The sequence below is a fragment of the Streptomyces katrae genome, from assembly GCF_000966975.1.
GTDB classification, from domain to species: domain Bacteria; phylum Actinomycetota; class Actinomycetes; order Streptomycetales; family Streptomycetaceae; genus Streptomyces; species Streptomyces katrae.
Map to the genome: position 1 here is coordinate 1 of NZ_JZWV01001153.1, position 6,302 is coordinate 6,302.

The 6,302-nt window shown below is 71.3% G+C and carries 5 protein-coding genes; 4 read left to right on the forward strand and 1 reads right to left on the reverse strand.

What is annotated here, in order from left to right; genetic code table 11:
- Window positions 1–368 precede the first annotated feature (368 nt).
- Together cimA and VR44_RS34060 are read left to right on the forward strand one after the other, a co-directional pair.
- Window positions 369–1,991 carry a citramalate synthase gene (cimA, locus tag VR44_RS34055; protein WP_045951508.1) on the forward strand — a complete coding sequence of 541 codons (1,623 nt, stop codon included), beginning with the start codon at window positions 369–371 and terminating at the stop codon, window positions 1,989–1,991.
- Window positions 1,992–2,058: 67 nt separating this feature from the next.
- The gene (locus tag VR44_RS34060; RefSeq protein WP_045951509.1) at window positions 2,059–3,426 is read left to right on the forward strand and encodes a hypothetical protein; all 1,368 of its coding nucleotides are present in this window, start codon (window positions 2,059–2,061) and stop codon (window positions 3,424–3,426) included.
- Between the two features lie 20 nt (window positions 3,427–3,446).
- Here VR44_RS34060 and VR44_RS34065 read toward each other — a convergent pair whose 3' ends face one another.
- A complete protein-coding gene (locus VR44_RS34065; protein ID WP_045951510.1) occupies window positions 3,447–4,076 on the reverse strand; it encodes a YceI family protein in 630 nt (209 codons plus the stop codon).
- A gap of 252 nt (window positions 4,077–4,328) precedes the next feature.
- On the opposite strand from VR44_RS34065, the gene VR44_RS34070 reads away from it, so the two are divergent.
- Both VR44_RS34070 and VR44_RS34075 read left to right on the forward strand, forming a co-directional pair.
- Window positions 4,329–5,912 carry an acyl-CoA carboxylase subunit beta gene (locus VR44_RS34070; RefSeq protein WP_045951511.1) on the forward strand — a complete coding sequence of 528 codons (1,584 nt, stop codon included), beginning with the start codon at window positions 4,329–4,331 and terminating at the stop codon, window positions 5,910–5,912.
- A gap of 24 nt (window positions 5,913–5,936) precedes the next feature.
- The gene (locus VR44_RS34075; RefSeq protein ID WP_045951512.1) at window positions 5,937–6,137 is read left to right on the forward strand and encodes an acyl-CoA carboxylase subunit epsilon; all 201 of its coding nucleotides are present in this window, start codon (window positions 5,937–5,939) and stop codon (window positions 6,135–6,137) included.
- Window positions 6,138–6,302: the final 165 nt, after the last annotated feature.

Here is a 6,302-nt window from a genome sequence, read left to right on the forward strand (position 1 = left end):
GGGCTTGACCGGCAAGATCCGAAAGAGACGGCCTAGGGAATACCCGGCCGCGGCCGTCTGCCGGACGGCGGGTGCCCGCATGCTGAGACCGGCGTCCAGGGACGCCGGAGCGTGTGACACACTGCGAGCGTGTCTGCTCGGCTCATGATTATGGACAGCAGCGCGCCGGTCCTCTGTGACCGCTGAACCGTGGCAAACCTCCGCGGCAGCGGCCACCGTGCCCCAGACCCGCGCGCAGACCTCTCGCACCCGCGAGAGGTTTTTTCGTTTCCCGGCCCGAAATCATGCCGGAAACGGGCAGCGCGCGATGATGGGGGCAGTGGATCCCCGGTCTCCGGAACCACTCATCCGACAGGAGTCAGATCAGCATGACGACGACAGAGGCGACTGCGCCGGCAGAGGCACTCGACGACGCCTTCCACGTCTTCGACACCACCCTGCGCGACGGCGCCCAGCGTGAGGGCATCAACCTCACGGTCGCGGACAAGCTGGCCATCGCCCGGCACCTGGACGAGTTCGGAGTGGGCTTCATCGAGGGCGGCTGGCCCGGCGCCAACCCCCGCGACACCGAGTTCTTCGCCCGCGCCCGGGCCGAGATCGACTTCAAGAACGCCCAGCTGGTCGCCTTCGGCGCCACCCGCCGGGCCGGCGGCTCCGCGGCCGAGGACCCGCAGGTCCGCGCCCTCCTGGAGTCCGGCGCGCCGGTCATCACCCTTGTCGCCAAGTCCCACGACCGGCACGTCGAGCTCGCCCTGCGCACCACCCTGGACGAGAACCTGGAGATGGTCCGCGACACCGTCTCCCACCTCGTCTCCCAGGGCCGCCGCGTCTTCGTCGACTGCGAGCACTTCTTCGACGGCTACCGCGCGAACGCCGAATACGCCAAGTCCGTCGTGCGCACCGCCCACGAGGCCGGCGCCGACGTGGTGATCCTCTGCGACACCAACGGCGGCATGCTGCCCGCCCAGATCACCGCGGTCGTCTCCACCGTCCTCGCCGACACCGGCGCCCGCCTGGGCATCCACGCCCAGGACGACACCGGCTGCGCCGTCGCCAACACCCTCGCCGCCGTCGACGCGGGCGCCACGCACGTCCAGTGCACCGCGAACGGCTACGGCGAGCGCGTCGGCAACGCCAACCTCTTCCCCGTCGTCGCCGCCCTGGAGATCAAGTACGGCCGCAAGGTCCTCCCCGAGGGCGCCCTCGCCGAGATGACCCGCATCTCGCACGCCATCGCCGAGGTCGTCAACCTCACCCCCTCCACCCACCAGCCGTACGTCGGCGTCTCCGCCTTCGCGCACAAGGCGGGCCTGCACGCCTCGGCCATCAAGGTCGACCCGGACCTGTACCAGCACATCGACCCCGAGCGGGTCGGCAACACCATGCGCATGCTGGTCTCCGACATGGCCGGCCGCGCCTCCATCGAGCTCAAGGGCAAGGAGCTCGGCGTCGACCTCGGCGGGGACCGCGCCCTGATCGCCCGTGTGGTCGAACGGGTCAAGGAACGCGAGCTGGCGGGCTACACCTACGAGGCCGCCGACGCCTCCTTCGAGCTGCTGCTGCGCGCCGAGGCGGAGGGCCGGGCCCGCAAGTACTTCCGTACGGAGTCCTGGCGCGCGATCGTCGAGGACCGCCCGGACGGCACCCACGCCAACGAGGCCACGGTCAAACTGTGGGCCAAGGGCGAGCGCATCGTCGCCACGGCCGAGGGCAACGGCCCGGTCAACGCCCTGGACCGGGCCCTGCGCGTCGCGCTGGAGCGCTTCTACCCCCAGCTGGCCAAGTTCGAGCTGATCGACTACAAGGTCCGCATCCTGGAGGGCAAGCACGGCACGGAGTCCACGACCCGCGTCCTGATCTCCACGACGGACGGCACCCGCGAATGGAACACCGTCGGCGTCGCCCCGAACGTCATCGCCGCCTCCTGGCAGGCCCTGGAGGACGCCTACACCTACGGCCTCCTCCACGCGGGCGTCGAACCGGCCGAGTAGGTCCGGGGAGCCGGAGGCTTATGTCCGGCTCACACGGGAAAGGGTCGGTTCGGGTAGCGTCGTCGGTATGAGGACCAGGCTGATATCCGTACGTGTGGGGTCGGTGCTGTCCGGTCTGCTGCTGGCCCTGTCCACCGGAGTGCTCGGCGGCGCCCCGCAGGCGGTCGCGGCCGAGGGCGGGCCCGCCGCCGTGGCGGAGGCGCTGAAGAAGGGGCCGGTCTACGTGGACCCCGGGGCCGCCGCGCAGCTGTCGCAGGCCCAGGCGGACGCGCTGGCCGCGAAGATCAAGGCGGCCGGAAAGCCGCTGTTCGTCGCCGTGCTGCCCGCCACCCCCGCCTTCCCGGCCGACAGCGTGCTGCGCACCGTCCGCACCGAGACGGGTATCACCGGGCTCTACGCCATCCGGCTCGGCGACGGCTTCAACGCCGGGGCCGACCGGGCCGTGATGCCGGTCAACGCCGTCCGCAACCTCACCGACGCGGTGAAGGCGGGCGGGGCGGTGGACGCCGCCACCGAGCTGAACAACTTCGTCGACCAGGCCCTCCCGCAGATGAAGGGCCACGCCCCGGCCTCCTGGGGCGGCGGTACCGGCGGCGGGTCCTCCGCCGGGACCCTGATCGCCCTCGGCGCGGTGGCCGTGGTCGCCGGCGGAGGCGGGTACCTGCTGGTCAAGCGGAACCGGAGGAGGAAGGAAGAGGCCCGGCGGGAGGCCGTCGCACGGCTGAGCGTGGTCGTGGACGAGGACATCACCGCCTTCGGCGAGGAGCTCGAACGGCTCGACTTCCACCCCGGCGAGCCCGGCGCGGACGACGCCATGCGCAAGGACTACGAGCGGGGGCTCGACTCCTACGAGCGGGCCAAGCAGATCATGGCCTCGGTGCAGCGCCCCGAGGAGGTCCAGGGCGTGACCCAGGCGCTGGAGGACGGGCGGTACGCCCTCGCGTGCCTCGACGCGCGGCGGCGGGGCGAACCCGTGCCCGAGCGGCGGGCGCCCTGCTTCTTCGACCCGCGTCACGGTCCGAGCACCGAGGACGCGCAGTGGGCCCCGCCCGGCGGGGCGGCGCGCACGGTGCCGGTCTGCACGGCGGACGCCGTCCGGCTGCGGGACGGCCTGGACCCGGCGGTACGCACCGTGGACACCGAGCACGGGCCGCGCCCCTACTACGACGCCGGCCCGGCGTACGGGCCCTGGGCGGGCGGCTACTTCGGCGGCGGCATGCTGCCCGGCCTGCTGGTCGGCACGATGCTGGGGTCGATGATGTCCGGCCCGGCCTACGCCTCCGACTTCGGCGGCGGCTTCGGCGGAGGTGGGTTCGAGGGGGGAGACGTCTCCGGAGCCGACTTCGATCCGTCCGACTTCGGCGGCGGGGACTTCGGCGGCGGTGGCGGCTTCGACGGGGGCGGCGGGGGATTCGACGGCGGGGGCGGCTGGTAGCCGCCCCCCGGGGGCGCCGGTCAGGCCTGCTTGATCGCCGAGATGTCGAAGGTCAGCTTCACCTTGTCGCTGACCATCACGCCGCCGGCCTCCAGCGCGGCGTTCCAGGTCAGGCCCCAGTCGGAGCGCAGGATCTCCGCCGAGCCCTCGAAGCCGACGCGCTCGTTGCCGTACACGTCGGTGGCGGAGCCGGCGAACTCCAGGTCGATGGAGAGCGGGCGGGTGACGTCCTTGATGGTCAGGTCGCCGCTGACGCGGTACGTGTCACCGCCGACGTGGGCCGCCGAGGTGGAGCGGAAGGTCATCAGCGGGTAGGCCTCGGCGTCGAAGAAGTCGCCGCTGCGCAGGTGGGCGTCGCGGTCGGCGATGCCGGTGCTCACCGAGGCGATCTTGACGTCGATCGAGGCGGTGGAGCGCGACGGGTCGCCGCCGTCCAGGTGCAGCGTGCCCTCGTGCTCGGCGAAGCTGCCGCGGACGTTGGTCACCATCGCGTGGCGCACGGTGAAGCCGATGCTGCTGTGGCCGGCGTCGATGACGTAGTCGCCGGTGAGCGCGGCGAGCGCCGGGTCGACGGCGAGCGTGGCGACCGCGCCCTGCTGGGTGGGGGCGGCGGGGGTGGCGGTGCGGCTGCGGCGGGAGAAGAGAGCCATGACGTCCTCCTGGGAGTCCTGCGGTTTGGTTCAAAGTTCAACAAGAGCAACGCTAGAGCCGTTCCGTTCAAATTTCAACTACATCACCCGTTCGGTGGGTGGTTTTGTAGGACACCCACAAAGGCCGACCGCCCCCGCTGGGGGAGTCCATGCATGCATCGGAGGTTCTGTCCGGCCCGCACAGCCGAACGGGTCCGAGACTGTGTGGAATCAACGGAGGGTTTTGCGGGCCCGGCTTCGTAAGGTCGGTACATGACCGTTGTGGACCAGACTCCGAGCGAGCCGACGGACGCCCGCAGGCGCGTGGCCGAGCTGCACTCCCTCCGCGAGGAGGCCCGGCGCGGCCCCAGCGACCGCGCGACCGAGGCGCAGCACGCCAAGGGCAAGCTGACCGCCCGTGAGCGCATCGCGCTCCTGCTCGACGAAGGGTCCTTCCGGGAGGTCGAGCAGCTCCGCCGGCACCGGGCGACCGGCTTCGGCCTGGAGGCCAAGAAGCCCTACACCGACGGTGTCATCACCGGCTGGGGCACGGTCGAGGGCCGCACGGTCTTCGTCTACGCGCACGACTTCCGCATCTTCGGCGGCGCCCTGGGCGAGGCCCACGCCACCAAGATCCACAAGATCATGGACATGGCCATCGCGGCCGGTGCCCCGCTGGTCTCCCTCAACGACGGCGCCGGCGCCCGCATCCAGGAGGGCGTCTCCGCCCTCGCCGGCTACGGCGGCATCTTCCAGCGCAACACCAAGGCCTCGGGCGTCATCCCGCAGATCTCGGTCATGCTGGGCCCCTGCGCCGGCGGCGCGGCCTACTCCCCGGCCCTGACGGACTTCGTGTTCATGGTCCGGGACACCTCGCAGATGTTCATCACCGGCCCCGACGTCGTCCGCGCCGTCACCGGTGAGGAGATCAGCCAGAACGGCCTCGGCGGCGCCGACGTGCACGCCGAGACCTCGGGCGTCGCGCACTTCGCGTACGACGACGAGGAGACCTGCATCGCCGAGGTCCGCTACCTCATCACGATGCTCCCCTCGAACAACCGCGAGAACCCGCCGGTCCACGAGAACACCGACCCGGTCGACCGGCGTTCGGACGTCCTCCTGGACCTGGTCCCCGCCGACGGCAACCGCCCGTACGACATGCTCAAGGTCATCGAGGAGCTCGTCGACGACGGCGACGTCCTGGAGATCCACGAGCGCTGGGCGCGCAACATCATCTGTGCCATGGCGCGGATGGACGGCCAGGTCGTCGGCATCATCGCCAACCAGCCCGGCCACCTCGCCGGTGTCCTGGACATCCACGCCTCCGAGAAGGCCGCGCGCTTCGTCCAGATGTGCGACGCCTTCAACATCCCGATCATCACGCTGCTGGACGTCCCCGGCTTCCTGCCGGGCGTCGACCAGGAGCACGGCGGCATCATCCGCCACGGCGCCAAGCTGCTGTACGCGTACTGCAACGCCACGGTCCCGCGGATCTCCCTGATCCTGCGCAAGGCCTACGGCGGGGCGTACATCGTCATGGACTCCCAGTCCATCGGTGCCGACCTCACCTACGCCTGGCCCACCAACGAGATCGCCGTCATGGGCGCGGAGGGCGCGGCCAATGTGATCTTCCGTAAGCAGATCGCGGACGCCGAGGACCCCGAGGCCATGCGCGCCCGGATGGTCAAGGAGTACAAGGCCGAGCTGATGCACCCGTACTACGCGGCCGAGCGCGGTCTCGTCGACGACGTCATCGACCCGGCCGAGACCCGCGGAGTGCTCGTCAGCGCCCTCGCGATGCTCCGCACCAAGCACGCCGATCTGCCGTCTCGCAAGCACGGCAACCCGCCGCAGTAAACGAGCTGAGGAGACCTGCCGACGATGAGCACCGCCACCGACACCCTGCTGAAGGTCGAGAAGGGCAACGCCGCGCCCGAGGAGCTGGCCGCGATCACTGCGATCCTGCTCGCCCGCGCCGCCGCCACCCCCGAGGAGGCCGCCCCGACCCGCCGTTCCACCGCCGGCTGGCGCCGGCTGGAGCGCAGCCGGGGCTTCCAGGCCCCGCACAGCTGGCAGGGCTGAGCAGCAGCAGCGCACACGTCAGAAGGCCCCGCACCGTCCACGGTGCGGGGCCTTCGTCGTGCGTACGGGTGCGCGTACGGGCACGGGACGGGTACGGGTACGGGTACGGCGAAGGCCCCCGTGCAGGGGCACGGGGGCCTTTCGCAGCTGCGCTCCGATTACCGA

Coding starts and splice junctions, on each gene's coding strand:
- cimA (WP_045951508.1), top strand. CDS start 369: ATGACGACGACAGAGGCGACTGCGCCGGCAGAGGCACTCGACGACGCC.
- VR44_RS34060 (WP_045951509.1), top strand. CDS start 2,059: ATGAGGACCAGGCTGATATCCGTACGTGTGGGGTCGGTGCTGTCCGGT.
- VR44_RS34065 (WP_045951510.1), bottom strand. CDS start 4,076: ATGGCTCTCTTCTCCCGCCGCAGCCGCACCGCCACCCCCGCCGCCCCC.
- VR44_RS34070 (WP_045951511.1), top strand. CDS start 4,329: ATGACCGTTGTGGACCAGACTCCGAGCGAGCCGACGGACGCCCGCAGG.
- VR44_RS34075 (WP_045951512.1), top strand. CDS start 5,937: ATGAGCACCGCCACCGACACCCTGCTGAAGGTCGAGAAGGGCAACGCC.